This is a genomic window from Variovorax sp. Root411, from assembly GCF_001425205.1.
Classification (GTDB): domain Bacteria; phylum Pseudomonadota; class Gammaproteobacteria; order Burkholderiales; family Burkholderiaceae_C; genus Variovorax.
Genome location: NZ_LMDW01000016.1, coordinates 754,226 through 775,352 on the forward strand (window position 1 = coordinate 754,226; position 21,127 = coordinate 775,352).

Sequence of the window (21,127 nt, forward strand, 5' to 3'; positions counted from 1 at the left end):
GATCAGGCGGCCTTGTTGCGCAGGCGCAGCAGGCTCAGCCCCAGCAGCACGAACGCCCCGCCCGACAACTTGTTGAAAACCCGCGTGCGGCGCGGGTCCGACAGCTGCTTGCGCAGCAGGCGCGCCAGCAGCACATAGAACGCATGCGACAGCACCGCGGCCGTCGCGAAGGTGGTCGTCAACACTGCGAACTGCATGGCGAGCGGTGCATCCTGCGTCAGGAACTGCGGAAACAGCGCCGAGAAGAAAAGAATGCCCTTCGGGTTTGTGAGCGCCACCGTCAGGCCGTGCCCGAACAGCCGCCAACTGGAGCGCGGCGAACCCTCGGCCGACGTGCCCTGCAGGTCGGCGAAGACGCTGCCCTGGCTGCGCCACTGCTTGATGCCCAGATAGATCAGGTAAGCCGCGCCGGCCATCTTCAGCACCATGAACGCATTGGCCGAGGTGGAGAGCACCACGCCCAGCCCGGCCATTGCCGCGGCGGAGACCATGAACAGCCCCATCGCGTTGCCGAGCGAACTGATCATCGCGCGGCGCGGACCCACGCTCATCGAATTCGAGACGGCGAGCAGCACGGCCGGACCCGGCGTGAACGCCACGAGCAGCGTCACGCCGCAGAAGAGAAGCCAGTTGGAGAAATGCATGTGGGGTTTTCCTGGCCGGAGCGCAGCCGCAAGACGTCGAGGCGCAAACTATAGTCAGGCCCATGAATCGCCGCAGACGCGGCGGCAATACCCCCTCACAGCCGGAACAACATCCATGGTCACCTGCTACTTGCGCTACATCGTCGACCCCTACAAGCTCGAGGAGTTCGAGCACTACGGCAGGCTGTGGCTTCCGCTGGTCGAGAAGTTCGGCGGCCAGCATCACGGCTATTTCCTGCCGTCCGAGGGCGTCAGCAACGTCGCCCTGGCGATGTTCAGCTTTCCGAGCCTGGCCGCGTACGAGAAATACCGCGCCGACTCGATGCAGGACCCCGAATGCCAGGCCGCGTTCAAGTACGCGCAGGACACGCGCTGCTTCCTCAGCTACGAACGCAGCTTCTTCCGACCAGTCTTCAAGTAGCGCTCAGCCGCCCAGCGCCATGCACAGCGCGTGCAGGTTCGGCACGATCAGCTGCGGCCGCGCGCCATGCACCCAGGGCCGCTCGTCGCGCACCAGCCAGGCCGCCTGCATGCCGGCATTGAGCGCGCCCACCACGTCGAGCTCGGCGTCGTCGCCGACGTGCAGCACGTCTTTCGGCAACAGGCCGACCGAAGCCGCGGCGGCGCGGAAGATCGGCGCGTGCGGCTTGCCGCTGCCGAAGGCGCGTGCATTGAAGGCGGTGCGAAACCAGCGGCCGACGCCGGTCTTGTGGATGTCTGCATTGCCGTTCGAGACCGCGACCAGCGGATAGCGCTCGCTGAGCCACTTCAGCGCGGGCAGCGCGTCGTCGTACAGCGTCACGCGCTGGCGCTCCGCGAAGAAGGCGTCGAAGGCCGGATCGGCCAGCGCCGGGTCTTCGCCAGCCCGCGTGAGCGCGGTGCGGATCGACTCGCGGCGCAGTGCGCTCAGGTCATGCGCAAGGTCGGAGCGCTCCTTGGCCGTAGCTTCGCGCAGCTCGCGCAGGATGCCTGGCGTCATCAGCAGCGAAGCCGTCTTCGGCGCTTCGCGCAGCAGCCATGCATGCAGCACGGCCTCGGCGCGTTCGATGGTTGGCCAGATCGGCCACAGGGTGTCGTCGAGGTCGAGAGAGATCGCCGAGATGCGCTTGAGATCGAGGGGCGCGGCGCCCGCAGGCACCGGAGAAACGGAAGTCATGCCCGAGAATATCGCATGCCTTCGACCCACGAGAACGACTCTTCGAGTACCCCGCGCACCGCCGTGCTCTGGTGCAACCTGGGTTCGCCCGACGCCCCCACCGCAGCCGCCGTTCGACCCTATCTCGCCGACTTCCTGGGCGACCCGCGCGTGGTCGAAATCCCGAGGGCAATCTGGGCACTGATCCTGCACGGCATCATCCTGCGCACGCGCCCGGCGAAGTCTGCCGCCAAGTACGCGAGCATCTGGACGCCCGAGGGCTCTCCCCTGAAAGTGTTCACACAGAAGCAGTCCACGCTGCTGGCCGGCTGGCTCGGCGAGCGCGGCCACCGCGTGACGGTGCGCGACGCGATGCGCTATGCCAGCCCGTCCATCGCTTCCCGGCTCGACGCGCTGCAAGCCGAAGGCGCCACGCGCGTGCTGGTGCTGCAGGCCTACCCGCAATACTCGGCCACCACCACGGCCAGCGTGATCGACGCGGTGAACGACTGGAGCCGCAGGCAGCGCCACCTGCCGGAGTTCCGCTTCGTCAACGACTACCACGACGACCCGGCCTACATCGAGGCACTGGCGCAAGGCATCGAGAAACACTGGAAGGCCGAAGGCCGCGGCGAAGTGCTGCTGATGAGCTTCCACGGCATTCCCGCGCGCAACATCGCGCTGGGCGATCCGTACCAGTCGCAGTGCCTGGAAACCGCCCGCCTGCTTGCCGCACGGCTTGGTCTTTCGAACGGCCAGTACCGCGTGACCTTCCAGTCGCGCTTCGGCCGCGCCAAGTGGCTCGAGCCCTACACAGAGCCCACGCTGCGCGAACTCGGTGCCTCCGGCATCAAGCGGATCGACGTGGTGTGCCCGGGCTTCCCAGCCGACTGCCTGGAGACGCTCGAAGAAATCGCCATGGAAGGCCGCGAGGCCTTCATGCATGCGGGCGGCAAGGCCTTCAGCTACATCCCCTGCCTCAACGACAGCCCGGCATGGATCACCGCGCTGGCGAACATTGCCGAACGCAACCTGGCGGGCTGGCCCACGCGATAGCGGAAAGACCGGTGCTCAGAACCTGCCGAGGTAGTCCATCTTGCCGATCGGCATGCCCTTGTGGCGCAGCACGCCGTAGGCCGTGGTCACGTGGAAGAAGAAGTTGGGCAGCGCGAACTGCAGCAGGTAGCGCTGCGCGGTGAAGTGCGCTTCACCACCGCCGGCCTTGATGACCACTTCGCGCTCTTCCTGGCCGTCGACCTGCGCGCGCTCCACGCTCGCCAGGAAGTCCTGCGTCTTCGCGATGCGCGCTAGCAGGTCGTCCCAGGTCTTTTCCTCATCGGGAAAGCTCGGCGCCGTGATGCCGGCGATGCGCGCCACCCCCAGCTTCGAAGCATCGCTGGCGCGCTGGATCTGGCCGGCCAGCGTGAGCATGTCGGGCGCGAGGCGCGCCTCGACCAAAGTGGCCGGGTCGACGCCGTTGGCCTTGGCATGCGCCAGGCTCTTGTCGAGAAAATGGGTGAGCTGCGCGAGTCCGCGGGTGAAGACGGGCACGGAAATGTCGTACATCGAGAGCGCCATGGTGTTCGGGGCCTTGTGGTTGAAATCGGCGGCGATTGTCACGCCGCCTGAGCCTCAGGATCCGGCAGCGCGAATAAACCCTTCGATCAGCCCCAGTTGTTCAGGCACGTTGAGCGCGGGCGCGTGACCGCACCCCTGGATTTCGACGAGCTTCAGCAACCCGGCGGCGCCCGGTCCTCGCTGCTGCATCTGCTGCGTCACCTCGGGCAGCACGAGGTCTGACTCCGCGCCGCGCAGGCACAGCACCGGCACCTCGATGGTGTCGTAGTGCGGCCAGATCAGGTAGTCGTTGTCGTGCGCGCTGAACTGGCGGACCATGGCCGGGTCGTAGTGCGGCGTGACGCGGCCGTCGGCCAGCCGGCGCGTGGAGCTCTCGGTCAGGCGCCTCCATTGCGCATCGCTGAGCCAGCCGTAGGGCTTGTAGACCGTGCGGAAGAAGGCCTCCAGCTCTGCCACCGTATCGAACGACGGCGGCTCGCCCGCATAGGCGCGGATGCGCTCGATGGCGGGCCGGGCCAGTTCGGGCGCGTTGTCGTTGAGCACCAGGCTCGCGATGCGCGCCTTCATGCGCGGCTCGAACAGGCCCGACGCGCAGACCGTGCCTATGGCGCCACCCATCGAGGTGCCGACCCAATGCACCCGCCCGAGCCGCAGTTCGTCGCACAGCGCATTGGCGATGCGCGCGTAGAACGACAGCTTGTATTCCTCGTCGGGCAGCGGACTCCACTGGCTCAGGCCGCGGCCGATGGTGTCGGGGCAGATCACGCGGAAGCCGCGCGAGGCGAAGTGCTGCGCCAGTTCGTCCATGTCGCGGCAGGTGCGCGCCAGGCCGTGCCAGGCGATGACCACCGGCGCCTCCGGTGCGCCCCAGTCGAGCCAGTGAATTTCGCGGCCCGCGAGCTGGGCGTAATGCGAGAGTGGAATGTGGTTGTCGCTCATCGCGCGGCCCTTGCTCGCAGTTTTCCGACGATGCCGGTGGGAAAGTAATAGACAGACAGCACGAACAGCACGCCCAGCCACAGAAGCCAACGATCAGGCGACAGCAATGCGGCCAGCCAAGGCAGCCCACTCGCCGCCTCGCTGCCCATGCGCAGCAGGTCCTGCAGGTAGCTCTGTGCCACCACGAACAACACCGCACCAATGGCCGCGCCGTAGATCGTGCCCATGCCGCCGATCACCACGATCAGCAGCACGTCGATCATGATTTCGAAACTCAGCGAGGTGTCGGGCCCGTTGTAGCGCAGCCAGACCGCGAGCATCGCGCCGGCCAGCGTGGCGAACAGCGCCGACAGCACGGCTGCCGTGGTGCGGTACACCACCACGCGGTAGCCGATGGCCTCGGCGCGGAACTCGTTCTCGCGAATGGCCTGCAGCACGCGGCCGAAAGGCGAGTTGACGATCCGCAGCAGCGCCAGCACCAGCACCACCGCGGCCACGAACAGCAGGTAGTAGCACAGCAGCCGGCCGTCGAGCGAGACACCGAGGAAGGGTTCTTCCGAGAACTCGAAGCTCGGCGAGATCAGTTCGGGCAGCTTGAAGGTCAGGCCGTCTTCGCCGCCGGTGAAATCCGACAGCTGCGAAGCCAGCGTCTGGAAGGCCGAGGCCACGGCCAGCGTGATCATGGCGAAGAAGATCGCGCGCACCCGCAGCGAGAACAGGCCGATGGCGAACGAGAGCACCAGCGAGATCGCGAGCGACGCGCCCAGCCCCACCAGCACCGAGCCCCAGTTGGGCCCGAGCCGCGTCGCCGAGATCGCGATGCCGTACGCCCCGATGCCGAAGAACATCGTGTGCGCGAAGCTCACGATGCCGGTGTAGCCCAGCAGCAGGTCGAAGCTCGCGACCAGCACCACGAACACCAGGATCTTGGCCGCGACACTGAGCGCCTTCACGCCCGGGAAGATGAACGGCGCGAACGCCAGCGCGATGAACAGCGCCACCAGCAGCAGCGCGAGCAACCGGCTGCGCGGCATGTCGTTGGAGAGGAGTCGTTTCAGGAACATGTTTTCTTCCTCCTCTTCTTCAGCGGTTCGCCACCGGGTACACGCCCTGCGGGCGCCACAGCAGCACGGCCACCATCAGGAAGATGCTCGCGAACTGCGTGAGCGTGGGCAGCAGGAAGCCGATGTAGTTGGTCATCAGCCCCACCAGCAGCGCGCCGATCAGCGCCCCGCCGGTCGAACCCAGCCCGCCGATGATGATCACGATGAAGATCAGCACGTTGACCTGCGCGCCCATCTGCGGCACCAGGTTCTGCTGGAACAGGCCCCACATCACACCGCCCAGCCCGGCCAGCGCACTGCCCACCACGAACACGCCGACGAAGAGGCGCCCGATGCGATAGCCGAGCGACTCGACCATCTCGCGGTCCTGCACGCCGGCGCGGATCAGCAGGCCGATCTTGGTGCGGCCCAGCGTCCATGCGAGCAGGCCGAATACGACCACGCCCACGGCCACCGCAAGCAGCCGGTATTTGCTGATGGCCGCGTCGCCGACCAGCAGCGAGCCGCGCAAGGCTTCGGGCAAGGGCAGCGGAATCTGCGCCGGCCCCCAGATCACCTTGATGAGCTCTTCGCCGATGATCATGCCGCCCATGGTGATGAGGATCTGCTTCAGGTGCTGGCCGTACACGGGCCGCACGATGAAGCGCTCGAACGCGAGGCCGATGGCGCCGGCCACGGCCATCGCGACCAGCATCGCGGGGAATACGGCCACGAGGTTGCGCCACAGTTCGCCCGAGCCGGTCCAGTCGCCCATCAGGCCGAGCACGCTGCTGGCCACGAAGGCGCCGAGCGCGATGAACACGCCGTGACCGAAGTTCAACACGTCCATCAGGCCGAATACGAGCGTGAGGCCCGAGGCGATGATGAAGACGATCATGCCCATCGCCAGACCCGCGACGGTGAGCGTGAGCCAGGTGGAGAAGGAGCCGGTGAGCGGCAGCGCGGCCAGCGCGAGCACCGGCGCGAGTAGCAGCGGTTTCCAGTCGAAGTCGATCTTCGTCATGCGCACGCTCCCTCTTGCTCCTTCCCCCTCTGGGGGAAGGCTGGGATGGGGGCTGGCGGCGCTTGCAAGGCCGCGCTGTATCGAAGGCCGCGAGCCCCCACCCCAACCCTCCCCCAGAGGGGGAGGGAGAAATCCATCGAATACTTCATAGAGCCAGTCCAAGCAGCGATTGCTGCAGTTGCGCGTCCTCGGAGAACGCCGCCATCGAGCCGCTGTGCACCACGCGGCCGTTGTCCATCACCGCAACGTTGTCGCCCAGTCGCTGGGCGAAGTTGATGTTCTGCTCCACCAGCAGGATGGTCACGCCGCTGCGCTTCAGCTCGTCGAAGGCATCGATCATGTTGTTGATCATCACGGGCGCAAGGCCCTTGCTGGGCTCGTCGATGATGAGCAGCTCGCGCGGCTCCACGATGGCGCGCGACACGGCCAGCATCTGCTTCTGCCCGCCCGAGAGCTTGCCGGCCGGGTGGTTCCAGAACTTCTCGACCGCGGGAAAGAGCTTGAAGATCCACTTCAGCCGCGTGTCGTCGATCTGCGCGGCATTCTTGGCGCCGCGCGCGGCCAGCAGCATGTTTTCCTTCACCGTGAGGTCGGAAAAAATGCCCATGTTCTCGGGCACGTAGGCGATGCCCAGGCCGGCGATCTGCGGCGTGTGCTGCGCGGTGATCTCCTTGTCCCCGAAGCGCACCCTGCCCTGCGACGCATGCCACAGGCCCATGATGGTCCGCAGCGTGGTCGTCTTGCCCGCGCCGTTGCGGCCCAGCAGCATCGTGAGCCGGCCCTTGGGAACGGCGAGGTCGACGCCGTGCAGGATGTGGTACGCCCCGATGTGCGTGTGCACGCCCTCGAGGGTCAACAGGTTCCGGATGGTCATCGGTCTTGCTCCTTCGCAATGCCCAGATAGGCCTCCTGCACCACCGGCGAGGCGATCACCTCGGCCGGTTCGCCGTCGGCCACCAGCGTGCCGTTGTGCAGCACGATGATGCGGTCCGCGAGTTCGCGCACCACATCCATCTTGTGTTCGACCAGCAGGATGGTCTTGCTCTTGTCCTGCTTGAGCTTGCGGATCAGGTCGAGGATGACCGGCGCCTCGGCCGCGTTCATGCCGGCCGTGGGCTCGTCGAACATGAAGACCTTCGGCTCCAGCGCCATCAGCAATGCCACTTCGAGCTTGCGCTGGTCGCCGTGCGGCAGGCTCGCCACGGTGGCGTGCTCGCGCGACTTCAGCGCCACGTCGGCCAGGATCTGGTCCGCACGCTCGGTCAGCGCCCTGTGGTCGCTCCAGATGCTCCACAGGTTGAGCCCGCGCCGGTGCGCGCCCTCGCGCGTGGCCTGCACCGCGAGCCGCACGTTCTCCAGCACCGTGAGGTTCGGGAACAGGTTGGTGAGCTGGAAGGCCCGCCCCAGCCCCGCGTGCGTGCGTGCGGACGGCGACAGGCCCGACAGCGAGTGCCCGTCGAGCGACACCGTGCCGGCGCTCGCCTTGAGCTGGCCCGAGATCAGGTTGAAGTAAGTGGTCTTGCCCGCCCCGTTGGGGCCGACGATGGCCGTCAGCGTACCCGGCGCGAAGGCGCAGCTCACGCTGTTGACGGCCACGTGCCCGCCGAAGCGGATGGTCAGATCTCGAGTCTCAAGCATCGTTGGTCATTGCGAATTGAAAAGAGAAATGGAGACGGACCTCAACAGGTTCCGATCACGTAGTAGTTGGGGCCGGTCTGCTTCAGCGTGGTGGTGACGTAGATGTTCCACAGGCCCATCGACTGCCCCGAGCCGTAGGCATAGGTGAAGCCCCACAGTGCATACGCTCGCCCGGCCACGGTGTGCGTGTAGTTGCTCGCGGTGTAGCACGTTCCGCCGCCGCCGGAGCCTGCGGTGGTGGCGCCCGTGGCCGCGGCCGACATGGCGCCTTCCACGTTGCCCGCGTCCAGCGCGGCCACGGTCCAGCTGTAGCTGGTGGACGCGGCAAGGCCGGTGTCGGTGTAGCTGGTAGCGGCGACAGGCGCGGCGTTGACCTTGCTGCCGCCGCGGTACACGTTGTAGCCGCTGGCGCCCGCGACGCCGGTCCAGCCGATCACCATGCTGCTGCTGGTCGCACCCGAGGTGCCCACGCCAGCGGGCGCCGGCAGGCCGCTGCCGCCCGACGAGCCGGTGACGCGGTCGATCATGGCCTTCATCGCCGCCATCTGCGGTCCGGACTTTTTGGAATAGTTGGCGCTGTCGTAGCCCCACCAATCCCAGCAGCTGTTGGTGGCGGCCGTGCTGGTCTGCGGGTAGATCAGCACGATGTTGTTGGTGTCGGCCCAGCGGTTGTAGCCGGTCTTGCGCACGTACTGGTCGCTCACGTCGGTGTAGTTCTGCTTGCAGCCGTGCAGCACGAGGTGAACCCGGCACGACGCAGTGGTGCAGGCCTGCGGCACGTAGATCCAGCCGGTGGCGGCCATGCCGTGGCCGGTGATGAACTCCGACTGGTTGAACTCGGTGAAGGTGCCGCCCAGCGTACCGTTGTTGCGCGGGTTCAATGGCCCGTAGAGCTGCGTGAGGATCTCGCCCGCGAGGTCGAAGCCGCAGTTGTTGATGTAGGGTGCGGCGGTGGTGCTGCAGGCGCTGCCGTAGTCGTCGGTGACCATCGCGTGGCCCGCGCCGATGTTGTTTTTGTAGACCGTGTTGGCGGTGGGCACGAAGCTCTGGTAGTAGGTCTTCAGGTCGTCCATCACCGCCTGCTTGACGGTGTTGTCCGAGGTGCCCGAGAACAGGTACACCTTGGAGCCGCTGAGGTTCGACACCGGGTCGATCGCGCCGCTGGCGGCCCAGCTGTTGGTGGTGCTCACGAGCGACGATACCGGAATGCTGGTGCTGTGCGTCATGCAGCGCCCGGTAGCGTTGACCACCGAACCTTCGGCGCAGTAGAACGGCCCGCCCGCCACCACGCCGGCGCCGCGCTTGAAGGTGGCCGAGTAAGCCACGTGCAGCTGCACCGACATGAAGCCGCCCGCCGACAGGCCGGACACGCTCACCTCCGCCGGGTTGGCGCCAAGCGCCGGCAGCGGCACGGCAGCCGTGGCGGCATGCGCCGCCGCCGCCATTGTCGCGGCCGCGGCGAGTCCCTTCCAGTTCATCGATCGCATCGCTGTCTCCTTGTGTTGTGGATATCGAACGCTTGCTTGCTGACGAATCGGCCGTGGATCACGCTGGCTGCGCAGACGCAGGCTGGCGCTCGCCCGGCGGCCATCCGGGGCGAAATAGAGAACAGTCAAGGAACACCGCGGAACCGGCTTTGCCGGACCGCTGGTGTTGCCCCCCAACAGGGGGTAGGCGCAGCGACACGAAGTGCGCGCAGCCTGGGGGCGAGCCTCTACCTTTTGTTCTTGATCGGGATGTCCATCTCTTCGGGCTTGATCTCGTGCACCAGCTCAGGCACGCCCCAGGCGAATGCCGGGTCAACCTTGATCTTGAAGTGGTACATCGACTGCATCGCCTGATGGTCTTCCTTGCGGAAGGTCATCTTGCCCTTGGGCGTATCGAAGCTCATGCCTTCCATCGTGCTGATGAGCTTGTTGGTGTTGGTGTCGCCGTTGGTCTTCTTCAGCGCCGTCACCACCGCCATCGCGGCCGAGAAGCCGCCGGCCGTGAAGAAGTCCGGCGGCGTCTTGAACTGCTTGTAGTGCGCCGACACCATCGCCTCGTTCACCGGGTTCTTCGGGATGCCGAAGTAGTAGTACGCCGCGCCTTCCATGCCCGGCAGCGCCTTGTAGGCCGACATGGCCGGCAGGATGTTGCCGCCCGTGGAAATCTCGATGCCGTAGCGCTTCAGGTCGAGGTCGACGATCTTGAACGGGTTGCCCGCACCGGCCCAGACGATCCAGATGACCTTGCGGCCCGGCTGGTCCTTGAGCTTGTCGATCAGGCGCTGCGCACCGGCGGTGAAGTCGGTGGTCGCGGGCGGCAGGTATTCCTCGTGCACCAGCTTCGCCTTCTTGAGCGCGGCGCCGAAGGCCTTCACGCCGTCGCGGCCGAAGGCGTTGTCCTGCGCCAGCGTGGCGACGGTCACGCCGGCCTTGTCGACGGCCACCGCGTTCGAGATCGCGTCCTGGCTCGAATTGCGGCCGGTGCGGAAGATGTACTTGTTCCACTTGTCGCCGGTGATCGAGTCGGCCACCGCAGGCTCGACCAGCAGGATCTTCTTGTATTCCTCGGCCACGGGCAGCATCGCGAGCGCCACGCCCGACGAGGTCGGGCCGACGGCCAGCGCGGCCTTGTCGTCGGAATAGGCAGCCGCCAACAGCGACTTGCCGAGATCGGGCTTGCCCTGGTCGTCCTTCTCGATGACCACGAGCTTCTTGCCGTTGACCATCATCGTGCCGCCGGTGGCGTAGTCCAGCCCCATCATGAAGCCGGTCTGGGTCTGCTTGCCGTAGGCCTCCAGCGCGCCCGTCTTGCTGTAGATGTGGGCAATGCGGATTTCGTTGGACTGGGCCCAGGCGGGTGCGGCGGCAGCGCAAGTGGCGAGCGCGGCCAGGGCAACGAGGTGGCGACGGTTCATTCTTTGTCTCCTGATAATGGTGACTGAATATTGCACAGTTCGTGCCATTCTCTAAGCCGTTGATAACAAACGCTTCTCCACTTGGAAGAAACGTCTTTCGGCTGAATTCAGAACACTTGCAATGCCTGAGTTTCAGTCGATTGCCTGATTTTCAGTCAGGGTTTTCGCGGAGACCTGACGCTGAGAAATCCAATGCGCGAACTGCCGCTCGGCCTGCATGCGGAATTCGTTGCGCGCTTGGTTGCAGGCTGCGTGCGCGAGGCGCCGGTGCTTCTTCTGCGAACGCACGCCACCGAGCGTGGAGTCGAACAGATGCTCGATGGTTGCGGACTCAGGACGGCCGTACGGCTCGTCGAAGTCCATGACAAGGCCGCACCAATGGCAATTGGGGCCGAAGGTGGAGCGCAGGGCCTTGACGCTCAAGGCCTGGCCTCCTGAGCCGTCATGCGCTCGTACAAGGTCGCCCGCGAGATCCCGAGCAGCCGCGAGGTCGCCAGCTTGTTCCCGCCCGTCGACGCCAGCGCCGCCGCGATCGCCTTGCGCTCCAGCTCGGCCACCTGCTGCGCCAGCGGCCGCAGCAACGCCGCTTCTTCATCCGCATCGTGCACATTCTGCAAGGTGGCCGGCAACTCGATCTGCTCCAGCCCCGCCTCGCGCAGGATGCGTTCGAGCTGCGCGGAATCGATGCGCTGCGAATCGCTGCGCATGGTCACCTGCTCCAGCACGTTGCGCAGCTCGCGGATGTTGCCGCGCCAGTGCTGGCCCGCGAGCAGCGCGAGCGCTTCGGGCGTGAGCTCGGGCGGCGCTTCGCCGCTGCGCAGCGCCATGTCTTCGCCCAGCGCCTCGACCAGCGCGGGAATGTCCGAGCGCCGCTCGCGCAGCGGCGGCACGCGCAGCGGCAGCACGTTGAGGCGGTAGTAAAGGTCTTCGCGGAACAGCCCGCGCCGCACCAGCTCCGGCAGGTCGCGCGAGGTGGCCGCGATCACGCGGGCGTCGAAGGGCACGAGCTTGTTGGAGCCCAGCGGCTCGATCTCGCCTTCCTGCAACGCACGCAGCAGCTTGGCCTGCAGGCCGAGCGGCATGTCGCCGATCTCGTCGAGGAACAGGCTGCCGCCGTCGGCCAGCTTGAACTTGCCTTCGCGGCCCTTGCGGTCGGCACCGGTGAAGGCGCCGGGCGCGAAACCGAAGAACTCGGCTTCGAGCAGCGTGTCGGGCACGGCCGCGATGTTGACGCTGACGAACTGGCCCTTCGCCCGCGCGGATGACGCATGGATCGCGTGCGCCAGCAGTTCCTTGCCGGTACCCGTCTCGCCCAGCAGCAGCACCGGGCTGGCCGACTGGGCCGCGCGGCGCGCATGCCGCTTCACCTCCACTGCCGCCGGGCTGCTGCCGATGAAGCTCGCGAAGGTGTACTTGGAGCGGCGCTGGCCGTCGGGCGCATGCTGGTAGAGCGGGTTGTTGCGCTGGCTCGCGAGTTCGCGCCGCGCGTCGTCGAGGTCGCGTTGCAACAGCGCGAACTTGCTGATGAGCGGCTGCAGCGTGGTCTCGGGCTGGTCGAACAGCACGATGCCGATGGCGCCGATCACCTCCCCCGCCCCGCCCTCGCGCCCATCGCGCTCGGCGCGCAGCGGGATGCGGCTGACCACGAAGGTGCCGGCCTTGTTGGTCAGCAGGTCCACGAGGATCGGCTCGCCGGTTTCGAGCACGCGTTGCATCTGCGTGTTGGGAATCACGTCTTCCACCATGTGCCCCATGAACTGATCGATGGACGAAAAGCCCAGCGCCGGCAGGAAGCGCCGGTAGCCCTCGTTCACCCACACGATGCGCCCGCTGCTGTCCACCAGGAACATGCCCTGGCTGATGCTTGAAAACAAATGGAACATCGAGCGCGCGGCCAGCGCGAGGATGCCCTCGGCATCGAGGGGCAATGTGGGCGGTGCGGTGGGGGCGGCGGACATGGAGGGATCGTAGCGCGCATCAATCGGCAATCAATCCGGCATCAAAGGGCTCTGGGAACTGCCCAGAATCGGGCTTGCAGACAAAAGCCTTCAGCAATCCCTAAGTAAATCAATCGTTTGATTTCATGCGTGGTTTAATGCCGGCATGAACGCGAGAGACCCGATCACCCAGGCCGCGCGCCGCGCACCGCGCAGCGACGGCGCCGAGGCACGCCACCGGCTGCTCCACACCGCGCTGCGGCTGTTCGCGCAGAAGGGGTTCTCCAAGACCTCCACGCGCGAGATCGCCCGCGAGGCCGAGGTCAACATTTCGGCCATCAGCTACTACTTCGGCGACAAGGAAGGGCTGTACGCGGCCACCTTCAGCGAACCGATGGGCGCGGACTCCAGCGACCTGGTCGCCGCCTGCAACGTGCCCGGCCAGTCGCTCGAAGACACGCTGCGCATCTGCATGGTGACGATGATCGACCCGCTCAAGCAGGGCGAGATCGTGCGGCAATGCATCCAGCTGCACATGCGCGAGATGCTGGAGCCGACCAGCCGCTGGGCCGAGGAGCTGGAGCGCGACATCAAGGGCCCGCACCGCGCCATCGCCGACCTGCTGTGCCGCCACCTGGAGGTGGAGCGGGCCGACGACGACATCCATCGCCTGACCTTCGCGATCACCGGGCTGTCGATGCAGCTCTACGTGAGCCAGGATTTCATCGAGGCCATCCGCCCTTCGCTGCTGCGCACGCCGCGCGCCATCGACACCTGGGCCGATCGCCTCACGGGCTATGCGCTGGCGCTGGTCGAGGCCGAAGCGGCCCGCCGGCATGCCGAGAGAAAGCTGAAGAAATGAGAAGACTCCGACTGAAACTGATGACCGCCCTCTGCCTGGGCATCGGCTTGGCGGGCTGTTCGCTGACGCGCCCGCCCGCGCAGGTCGAGGCGCCGTTCCCTGCGCAATGGCACGCCCCCCTGCCCCACGGTGGCTCGCTCGCCTCGCTGGCCGACTGGTGGCGCCAGTTGGACGATCCGCTGCTGGTCGAGCTGATCGCCGCGGCCGAAGCGGCGAGCCCGAACGTCGCCAGCGCGGCGGCGCGCGTGGCCGAGGCGCGCTCCACGCGCGTGCAGGCCGGTGCCGCGCTGCTGCCGAGCCTGGACGGCACGGCCTCGGCCAGCCGCGGCACCTCGGGCTTTGCTTCCAGCGGCGGCAGCGGCAACAGCAGCAGCCTCTCGGCCAGCACGCCGATCACCACGCTGCAGGCCGGCCTGCAGTCGAAATGGGAGATCGACCTGTTCGGCCGCCTGCGCGCCGACCGCGACGCCGCCGAGGCCAAGCAGAACAGCGCCAATGCCAAGTGGCACGACGCGCGCGTGGCGGTGGCGGCCGAGACGGCCAACGCCTATTTCGCCGAGCGCGCCTGCCAGCAGCAGCTGCGGGTGTCCGAATCGGATGCGCGTTCGCGCTCGGAGACGGCGCGGCTCAACGACCTCTCCGCACGGGCCGGCTTCACTGCGCCAGCCGATGCCGCACTCGCCCGCGCCAGCGCCTCCGACGCCTCGGGCCGTCTCACCCAGCAGCGTGCCCAGTGCGCGGTGCAGCGCAAGGCGCTCGTGGCGCTCAGCGGCATCGACGAAACCACGCTTGAACAGAAACTCGCCGCCGCGCCAGCACAGCGTGCACTGCCAGCTATAGGCAGCATCGCCAGCGTGCCGGCCGAGGCGATCTCGCAGCGGCCCGACGTGTACGCGGCCGAGCTCGGCGTGGCCTCGGCCAGCGCCGACGTGGGCTCGGCCGAAGCCGAGCGCTACCCCAAGCTCACGCTGTCGGGCTCCATCGGGCGCACGCAATACCGCGTCAGCGGCGTGCACCAGTCGCTCGAGACCTGGACAGTGGGCCCGCTGTCGCTGACCGTGCCGCTGCTCGACGGCGGCGCGCGCAAGGCGAACACAGATGCCGCCAAGGCGCGTTACGCCGAAGCCGTGTCGCTCTACCGCGCCAACGTGCGGCAAGCCGTGCGCGAGGTCGAGGAAGCGCTGGTCAACCTCGACGCCACCGACGCCCGCACCACCGACGCCGACACCGCGGTGAAGAACTACCAGGCCTCCTTCGACGCCACGCAGGCCCGCTACAGCAGCGGCCTCGCGAGCCTGTTCGAACTGGAGGATTCGCGCCGCACGCTGTTCTCCGCGCAGACAGCGCGCGTCTCGCTGCAGCGCGAGCGCACCGAGGCATGGGTTGCGCTGTACCGCTCGATGGGCGGCGGCTGGGGCCGCTCCGCCTCGACTTCCGAATCGTCCTCGATGACCTCCAACCCGGCCGCCAAGGTCGCGACGTCACCATGAAAACAATGAAGCGTTCCACTCTCGTCATCGCGCTGCTCGCGCTGGTCGTCGTCATCGCGGCGATCTTCTTCGTGACGCGCGGCAAGCCCTCGGACAAGGCGGCCGAGTCCGCCGCCGCCAAGGCGAAGGACGGCGCCTCCGCGCCCAGGCCCGCGCTGACCGTCACGGTTGCCAGGCCGGAAGCCACCGAGCTGATGCTCACGCTCGCGGCCAACGGCAACGTGGCCGCCTGGCAGGAGGCCGTGGTCGGCTCCGAGTCCAACGGCCTGAAGCTGGCCGAGGTGCGCGTGAACGTGGGCGACGTCGTCAAGAAGGGCCAGGTGCTGGCCGTGTTCTCGCCCGAGACGGTGCAGGCCGACATCGCGCAGTCGCGCGCCTCGCTGGCCGAAGCCCGCGCCACCGCGGCCGACGCCGCCGGCAATGCCGCGCGCGCCCGCACGCTGCAGGCCACCGGCGCGCTGAGCCAGCAGCAGATCAACCAATACCAGACGACCGAACAGACCGCCAAGGCGCGCGTGGAGGCGGCCGAGGCGGTGCTGGCCGCGCAGCAGGTGCGCGGGCGCAACACGCAGGTGCTGGCGCCCGACGACGGCGTGATCTCGGCGCGCACCGCCACGGTCGGCAGCGTGGTCTCGGCCGGCACGGAGTTGTTCCGCCTGATCCGCCAGGGCCGGCTCGAATGGCGCGCCGAGGTCACCTCGGCGGAGCTGAGCCGCATCGCGGTCGGCACGCCCGTCTTCGTGGTCGGCGCCAGCGGCGCGCAGGTGCGCGGCAAGGTGCGCAGCATCGCGCCCACGGTCGATCCGCAGACGCGCGCGGCGCTGGTGTACGTCGACCTGCCCAACGTGCAGCAGAACACCGGCATCAAGGCCGGCATGTTCGCGCGCGGCGACTTCGAACTGGGCCGCAGCTCGGCGCCGACGGTGCCGCAAAGCGCCATCGTGCCGCGCGACGGTTTCAACAACGTCTTCCTGCTGAAGCCCGACAACAAGGTGGCGCAGCTGAAGGTGCAGGTCGGCCGGCGCCTGAACGACCGCATCGAGATCACCAGCGCGCTGCCCGACGGCGCCCGGGTGGTTGTGCAAGGCGCGGGCTTCCTCAACGACGGCGACCTCGTGCGCGTGGTGGACACGCCGCCCGCGCCAGTCTCCGCGGCGCAGCCGGCGAGGACGGCAGCCTCCGCCGCCGCGGCCAAGTAAGCAATTCAAGGAACACGCCCATGAACGTTTCCGCCTGGTCCATACGCAACCCGATTCCGGCGGTGATGCTGTTCGTGCTGCTCACCTTCGGTGGGCTGCTGTCGTTCAACGCAATGAAGGTGCAGAACTTTCCGGACATCGACCTGCCGACCGTCACGGTCTCGGCCGCGCTGCCCGGAGCCGCGCCTTCTCAGCTGGAGACCGACGTCGCGCGCAAGCTCGAGAACTCCATCGCCACGGTGCAGGGCCTCAAGCACATCACCACCAAGGTGCAGGACGGCGCCGCCACGCTGATCGTCGAGTTCCGCCTCGAAAAGCCGGTGCAGGAGGCCGTGGACGACGTGCGCTCCGCGGTGCAGCGCGTGCGCGCCGACCTGCCGGCCGACGTGCGCGACCCGGTGGTCACCAAGCTCGACTTCGCAGCCCAGCCGGTGCTGGCTTTCACCATCGCCTCGTCGGCCATGGACGGCGAAGCGCTGAGCTGGTTCGTGGACAACGACATCACCAAGAAGCTGCTCGCGCTGCCCGGCGTGGGCGCGGTGAACCGCGTGGGCGGCGTCACGCGCCAGGTGCACGTCGACCTCGATCCAGCCAAGCTGCAGGCGCTGGGCGCCTCGGCGGCCGACATCTCGCGCCAGTTGCGCCAGGTGCAAACCGAGAGCGCGGGCGGTCGCTTCGACCTGGGCGGCAGCGAGCAGCCCGTACGCACCCTGGCCACGGTGCAGTCGGCCGACCAGTTGGCCGACATGCAGATCGTGCTGACCGACGGACGGCGCATCCGCCTCGACCAGGTGGCGCGCATCAGCGACACCATCGCCGAGCCGCGCGCGGCCGCGTTGCTCAACGGCAAGCCGGTGGTGGGCTTCGAAGTGGCCCGCAGCCGCGGCGCCAGCGAAGTGGAAGTGGGCCATGCCGTGCAGAAGGCGCTGGCCGACATGCGCGCGCAGCGGCCCGACATCGAGCTGACCGAGGCCTTCAACTTCGTCGACCCGGTGGAAGAGGAATACAACGGCTCGCTGCACCTGCTGTACGAGGGCGCCATCCTCGCGGTGATCGTGGTGTGGCTGTTCCTGCGCGACTGGCGCGCCACCTTCGTGTCGGCCATCGCGCTGCCCATGTCGGTGATCCCGGCGTTCATCGGCATGTACCTGCTGGGCTTCTCGGTCAACGTGATCTCGCTGCTGGCGCTGTCGCTGGTGGTCGGCATATTGGTGGACGACGCCATTGTGGAGGTCGAGAACATCGTGCGGCACCTGCGCATGGGCAAGACGCCGTTCCAGGCGGCGATGGAGGCGGCCGACGAGATCGGCCTGGCCGTGATCGCCACCACCTTCACGCTGATCGCGGTGTTCCTGCCCACGGCCTTCATGAGCGGCGTGGCCGGCAAGTTCTTCAAGCAGTTCGGCTGGACCGCCTCGCTCGCTGTGTTCGCCTCGCTGGTGGTCGCGCGCGTGCTCACACCGATGATGGCGGCCTACATCCTGAAGCCGATCGTCGGCGCCGAGAAGGAGCCGGGCTGGCTGCGCTGGTACATGCGCGCGGTGGAGTGGAGCACGCACAACCGCTTCAAGACGATGGTGCTGGCCACCCTCTTCTTCTTCGGCTCGCTGGCGATGATCCCGCTGCTCAAGACCGGCTTCATTCCGGCGGACGACAACTCGCAGACGCAGATCTATCTCTCGCTCGCACCCGGCTCCACGCTGGCGCAGACCACGGCCGCCGCCGAGGAAACCCGCAACCGCGTGATGAAGATCGACCACGTGCGCAGCGTCTACACCACGGTGGCGGGCGGCAGCGCGGGCGGCGACCCGTTCGCGAACTTCGGCACGCCCGAGACGCGCAAGGCCACGCTCACCATCAAGCTCGATGCGCGCGGCGATCGGCCGCGCAAGCAGGTGATCGAGAACCAGATCCGCGCCGCGCTCGAAACGCTGCCGGGCGTGCGCAGCACGGTGGGCCTTGGCGGCTCGGGCGAGAAGTACATCCTGGCGCTGACCGGCGAAGACCCGATGGCGCTGTCCGAAGCGGCCAGCGCGGTCGAGAAAGACCTGCGTACCATTCCCGGCCTGGGCAACATCACCTCCACCGCCAGCCTGATCCGCCCCGAGATCGCCGTGCGCCCCGACTTCGCGCGCGCCGCCGACCTGGGCGTGACCAGCTTCGCCATCGCCGAGACCCTGCGCGTGGCCACGCTGGGCGACTACGACCAGTCGCTCGCCAAGCTCAACCTCGCGCAGCGGCAGGTGCCCATCGTGGTGAAGCTGGAAGACTCGGCGCGCAAGGACATCGACCTGCTCGGACGCCTCTCGGTGCCCGGCGCGCGCGGGCCGGTCATGCTGAACCAGGTGGCCTCGCTCACCATGGAAGGCGGCCCGGCCGTGATCGACCGCTACGACCGCTCGCGCAACGTGAACTTCGAGATCGAGCTTTCGGGCGTGGGCCTGGGCGACGCCAAGGCCGCGGTGGAAAAGCTGCCCTCGATCCAGAAGCTGCCGGCCGGCGTGCGCGTGACCGAAGTGGGCGACGCGGAAGTGATGACCGAGCTGTTCGCCAGCTTCGGCCTCGCGATGCTCACGGGCGTGCTGTGCATCTACATCGTGCTGGTGCTGCTGTTCAAGGACTTCCTGCACCCGGTGACGATCCTGTGCGCGCTGCCGCTCGCCTTGGGCGGCGCGTTCGTGGGACTGCTGATCGGGCAGAAGGCGCTGTCGATGCCCTCGCTGATCGGTCTCATCATGCTGATGGGCATTGCCACCAAGAACTCCATCCTGCTGGTGGAGTACGCCATCGTGGCGCGCCGCGAGCACGGCATGAGCCGCTGGGATGCGCTGCGCGACGCCTGCCACAAGCGCGCGCGGCCCATCATCATGACCACGCTCGCGATGGGCGCCGGCATGCTGCCGATCGCCGTTGGCTTCGGCGCGGCCGATTCGAGCTTCCGCTCACCGATGGCGATGGCGGTGATCGGCGGGCTGATCACCTCGACGGTGTTGAGCCTGCTGGTGGTGCCGGCCGTGTTCACCTACGTGGACGACATCGAGCACTGGATCCGGCGCACGGTGCGCAAGCTGCGTGGGCAGCCAGTGGATCCGCACATCGACGACGACCTGGTCGAGACACCTCCAGCGAGGCGGTAAGCCTCCTGCCAGAAGCAAAAAAAGCTGCGGCAATGCCGCAGCTTTTTTTTGGCCTCGGGCGAGCCCCGAAGAGGTCAGGCGTCCAGCTGCGCCAGCCGCTTCAGCTTGCGTTCGCTCATCCGCTTGGCAAGGCGTGGCAGCACCAGCACGGCCACCACCACGACAACCAGCGCGATCGACATCGGACGCTGGAAGAACACCACCGCGCTGCCCTCGCCGATCGACATCGCGTTGCGCAGCTGCGCTTCGGCCAGCGGGCCGAGGATCATCCCGACCACCACGGGGGCGGTCGGGAAGTCGAAGCGCCGCATCGCCACGCCCAGCAGGCCGATGCCGTACAGCAGGAACAGGTCGAACGCGCTCTGGCGCATGCCGTAGGCACCCACCGTCGCGAAGATCAGGATGCCGGCGTAGAGCTGGGGCTTCGGAATCTTCAGCAGCTTGACCCACAGGCCGACCATCGGCAGGTTCAGCACCAGCAGCATCACGTTGCCGATGTAGAGCGACGCGATCAGCGCCCACACCAGCGCCGCCGAGGTGGTGAACAGCTGCGGACCCGGCTGGATGCCGTAGTTCTGGAACGCGCCCAGCAGGATGGCAGTGGTGTTCGAGGTCGGAATGCCCAGCGTGAGCAGCGGGATCAGCGCGGCCGTCACCGTGGCGTTGTTGGCGGCCTCGGGGCCGGCCACGCCTTCGATGGCGCCGGTGGTGCCGAACTCGGCCTTCGCGTCCTTGTCCTTGGCGAGCTTCTTCTCGGTCGCGTAGCTCAGGAAGGTCGGAATCTCCGTGCCGCCGGCCGGGATGCAGCCGAACGGCGTGCCGATGGCGGTGCCGCGCAGCCAGGCGGGAATGGAGCGCTTCCAGTCGCGCTTGCTCATGTGCACGCGGCTCAGCTTGTTCTGCGCCTCGACCACCTTGCCCTCGTAGAGCACGGCATAGAGCACCTCGGCCACCGCGAACAGGCCGACCGCGACCAGCACGATCTCGATGCCGTCGAGCAGCTCGGGCACGCCGCCGGTGTAGCGGCCCTGGCCCGAGATCTGATCAAGGCCGACGCAGCCCGCGGCGAGGCCGACGAACAGCGCCGTCATGCCGCGCAGCGTGCTCTTGCCGAGCACAGCGCTCACCGTGGTGAAGGCCAGCAGCATCAGCAAGAAGTACTCGGGCGGGCCGAGCTTGACCGCGAAGTCGGCCACGAAGGGCGCGAACAGCGTGACGATGACGGTGGCGATAGTGCCGGCCACGAAGGAGCCGATGGCGGCCGTGGCGAGCGCGGCGCCCGCCCGGCCGCTCTTGGCCATCTTGTTGCCCTCCATCGCCGTCACCATGCTGGCGGTTTCGCCGGGCGTGTTCAGCAGGATGGAGGTGGTCGAGCCACCGTACATGGCACCGTAGTAGATGCCCGAGAAGAAGATCATCGAGGCCGTGATGTCGACCTTGCCGGTGATGGGCAGCAGCATGGCCACCGCCACGGCCGGGCCGATACCGGGCAGCACGCCCACGGCCGTGCCCAGGGCGCAGCCGACCAGGCACCAGAGCAGGTTGACGGGGGTGATCGCGGCGGCAAAGCCCGCCATGAGTGCGTTGAAGATATCCATG

At 67.5% G+C, this 21,127-nt stretch carries 19 protein-coding genes; 6 read left to right on the plus strand and 13 right to left on the minus strand.

All coding sequences use genetic code 11. The annotated features are described in order from the left end of the window. Window positions 1-2 precede the first annotated feature (2 nt). On the minus strand, window positions 3-644 hold the full coding sequence (locus ASC92_RS20140) for a LysE family translocator (protein ID WP_056518964.1): 642 nt from the start codon (window positions 642-644) through the stop codon (window positions 3-5). Between the two features lie 115 nt (window positions 645-759). Here ASC92_RS20140 and ASC92_RS20145 point away from each other — a divergent pair, with 115 nt between their 5' ends. Continuing rightward, the gene (locus ASC92_RS20145) at window positions 760-1,065 is read left to right on the plus strand and encodes an NIPSNAP family protein (protein WP_056518966.1); all 306 of its coding nucleotides are present in this window, start codon (window positions 760-762) and stop codon (window positions 1,063-1,065) included. Window positions 1,066-1,068: 3 nt separating this feature from the next. On the opposite strand, the gene ASC92_RS20150 is transcribed toward ASC92_RS20145, so the two are convergent. Next, window positions 1,069-1,800 carry an HAD family hydrolase gene (locus ASC92_RS20150; protein ID WP_056518968.1) on the minus strand — a complete coding sequence of 244 codons (732 nt, stop codon included), beginning with the start codon at window positions 1,798-1,800 and terminating at the stop codon, window positions 1,069-1,071. A gap of 15 nt (window positions 1,801-1,815) precedes the next feature. On the opposite strand from ASC92_RS20150, the gene hemH reads away from it, so the two are divergent. After that, the gene (gene hemH / locus ASC92_RS20155) at window positions 1,816-2,835 is read left to right on the plus strand and encodes a ferrochelatase (RefSeq protein ID WP_056518971.1); all 1,020 of its coding nucleotides are present in this window, start codon (window positions 1,816-1,818) and stop codon (window positions 2,833-2,835) included. 15 nt (window positions 2,836-2,850) lie between these two features. Here hemH and ASC92_RS20160 read toward each other — a convergent pair whose 3' ends face one another. From ASC92_RS20160 to ASC92_RS20205, 10 genes are all read right to left on the minus strand, one after another. Further along, window positions 2,851-3,357: a DUF1993 family protein gene (locus ASC92_RS20160; RefSeq protein ID WP_056519166.1), complete on the minus strand. Its 507-nt coding sequence runs from the start codon at window positions 3,355-3,357 to the stop codon at window positions 2,851-2,853. A gap of 54 nt (window positions 3,358-3,411) precedes the next feature. Then, window positions 3,412-4,296: an alpha/beta fold hydrolase gene (locus tag ASC92_RS20165; RefSeq protein ID WP_056518973.1), complete on the minus strand. Its 885-nt coding sequence runs from the start codon at window positions 4,294-4,296 to the stop codon at window positions 3,412-3,414. Further along, a complete protein-coding gene (locus ASC92_RS20170) occupies window positions 4,293-5,360 on the minus strand; it encodes a branched-chain amino acid ABC transporter permease (protein ID WP_056518974.1) in 1,068 nt (355 codons plus the stop codon). The genes ASC92_RS20165 and ASC92_RS20170 overlap by 4 nt, the downstream gene beginning before the upstream one ends. Window positions 5,361-5,379: 19 nt before the next feature. Continuing rightward, window positions 5,380-6,363 (minus strand): branched-chain amino acid ABC transporter permease, encoded by a 984-nt coding sequence (locus tag ASC92_RS20175; RefSeq protein ID WP_056518976.1) that lies wholly within the window; start codon window positions 6,361-6,363, stop codon window positions 5,380-5,382. 145 nt (window positions 6,364-6,508) lie between these two features. After that, window positions 6,509-7,237 carry an ABC transporter ATP-binding protein gene (locus tag ASC92_RS20180; RefSeq protein ID WP_056518979.1) on the minus strand — a complete coding sequence of 243 codons (729 nt, stop codon included), beginning with the start codon at window positions 7,235-7,237 and terminating at the stop codon, window positions 6,509-6,511. Then, window positions 7,234-8,001: an ABC transporter ATP-binding protein gene (locus ASC92_RS20185; protein ID WP_056518980.1), complete on the minus strand. Its 768-nt coding sequence runs from the start codon at window positions 7,999-8,001 to the stop codon at window positions 7,234-7,236. The genes ASC92_RS20180 and ASC92_RS20185 overlap by 4 nt, the downstream gene beginning before the upstream one ends. A 41-nt stretch (window positions 8,002-8,042) precedes the next feature. Beyond that, window positions 8,043-9,488: a PHB depolymerase family esterase gene (locus tag ASC92_RS20190; RefSeq protein ID WP_056518983.1), complete on the minus strand. Its 1,446-nt coding sequence runs from the start codon at window positions 9,486-9,488 to the stop codon at window positions 8,043-8,045. 227 nt (window positions 9,489-9,715) lie between these two features. Beyond that, entirely contained in the window at window positions 9,716-10,903 is a 1,188-nt protein-coding gene (locus ASC92_RS20195) for a substrate-binding domain-containing protein (RefSeq protein ID WP_056518985.1), read from the minus strand. Window positions 10,904-11,035: 132 nt separating this feature from the next. Then, on the minus strand, window positions 11,036-11,326 hold the full coding sequence (locus tag ASC92_RS20200; protein ID WP_056518987.1) for a hypothetical protein: 291 nt from the start codon (window positions 11,324-11,326) through the stop codon (window positions 11,036-11,038). Continuing rightward, entirely contained in the window at window positions 11,323-12,861 is a 1,539-nt protein-coding gene (locus ASC92_RS20205; protein ID WP_056518989.1) for a sigma-54 interaction domain-containing protein, read from the minus strand. The genes ASC92_RS20200 and ASC92_RS20205 overlap by 4 nt, the downstream gene beginning before the upstream one ends. Before the next feature lie 145 nt (window positions 12,862-13,006). Here ASC92_RS20205 and ASC92_RS20210 point away from each other — a divergent pair, with 145 nt between their 5' ends. Genes ASC92_RS20210 through ASC92_RS20225 form a run of 4 tightly spaced genes read left to right on the plus strand, consistent with a single transcriptional unit; the run spans window position 13,007 to window position 19,528 of the window. Further along, window positions 13,007-13,702, plus strand: coding sequence for a TetR/AcrR family transcriptional regulator (locus ASC92_RS20210; protein ID WP_056518991.1), 696 nt, complete (start codon window positions 13,007-13,009; stop codon window positions 13,700-13,702). After that, window positions 13,699-15,192 carry an efflux transporter outer membrane subunit gene (locus ASC92_RS20215; RefSeq protein ID WP_056518993.1) on the plus strand — a complete coding sequence of 498 codons (1,494 nt, stop codon included), beginning with the start codon at window positions 13,699-13,701 and terminating at the stop codon, window positions 15,190-15,192. Before ASC92_RS20210 ends, ASC92_RS20215 begins: the two co-directional genes overlap by 4 nt. Beyond that, on the plus strand, window positions 15,189-16,391 hold the full coding sequence (locus ASC92_RS20220; protein WP_056518995.1) for an efflux RND transporter periplasmic adaptor subunit: 1,203 nt from the start codon (window positions 15,189-15,191) through the stop codon (window positions 16,389-16,391). The genes ASC92_RS20215 and ASC92_RS20220 overlap by 4 nt, the downstream gene beginning before the upstream one ends. 20 nt (window positions 16,392-16,411) lie before the next feature. Continuing rightward, window positions 16,412-19,528 carry an efflux RND transporter permease subunit gene (locus ASC92_RS20225; protein ID WP_056518998.1) on the plus strand — a complete coding sequence of 1,039 codons (3,117 nt, stop codon included), beginning with the start codon at window positions 16,412-16,414 and terminating at the stop codon, window positions 19,526-19,528. Between the two features lie 74 nt (window positions 19,529-19,602). Here ASC92_RS20225 and ASC92_RS20230 read toward each other — a convergent pair whose 3' ends face one another. Then, the gene (locus ASC92_RS20230; protein WP_056519000.1) at window positions 19,603-21,126 is read right to left on the minus strand and encodes a tripartite tricarboxylate transporter permease; all 1,524 of its coding nucleotides are present in this window, start codon (window positions 21,124-21,126) and stop codon (window positions 19,603-19,605) included. Window position 21,127: the final 1 nt, after the last annotated feature.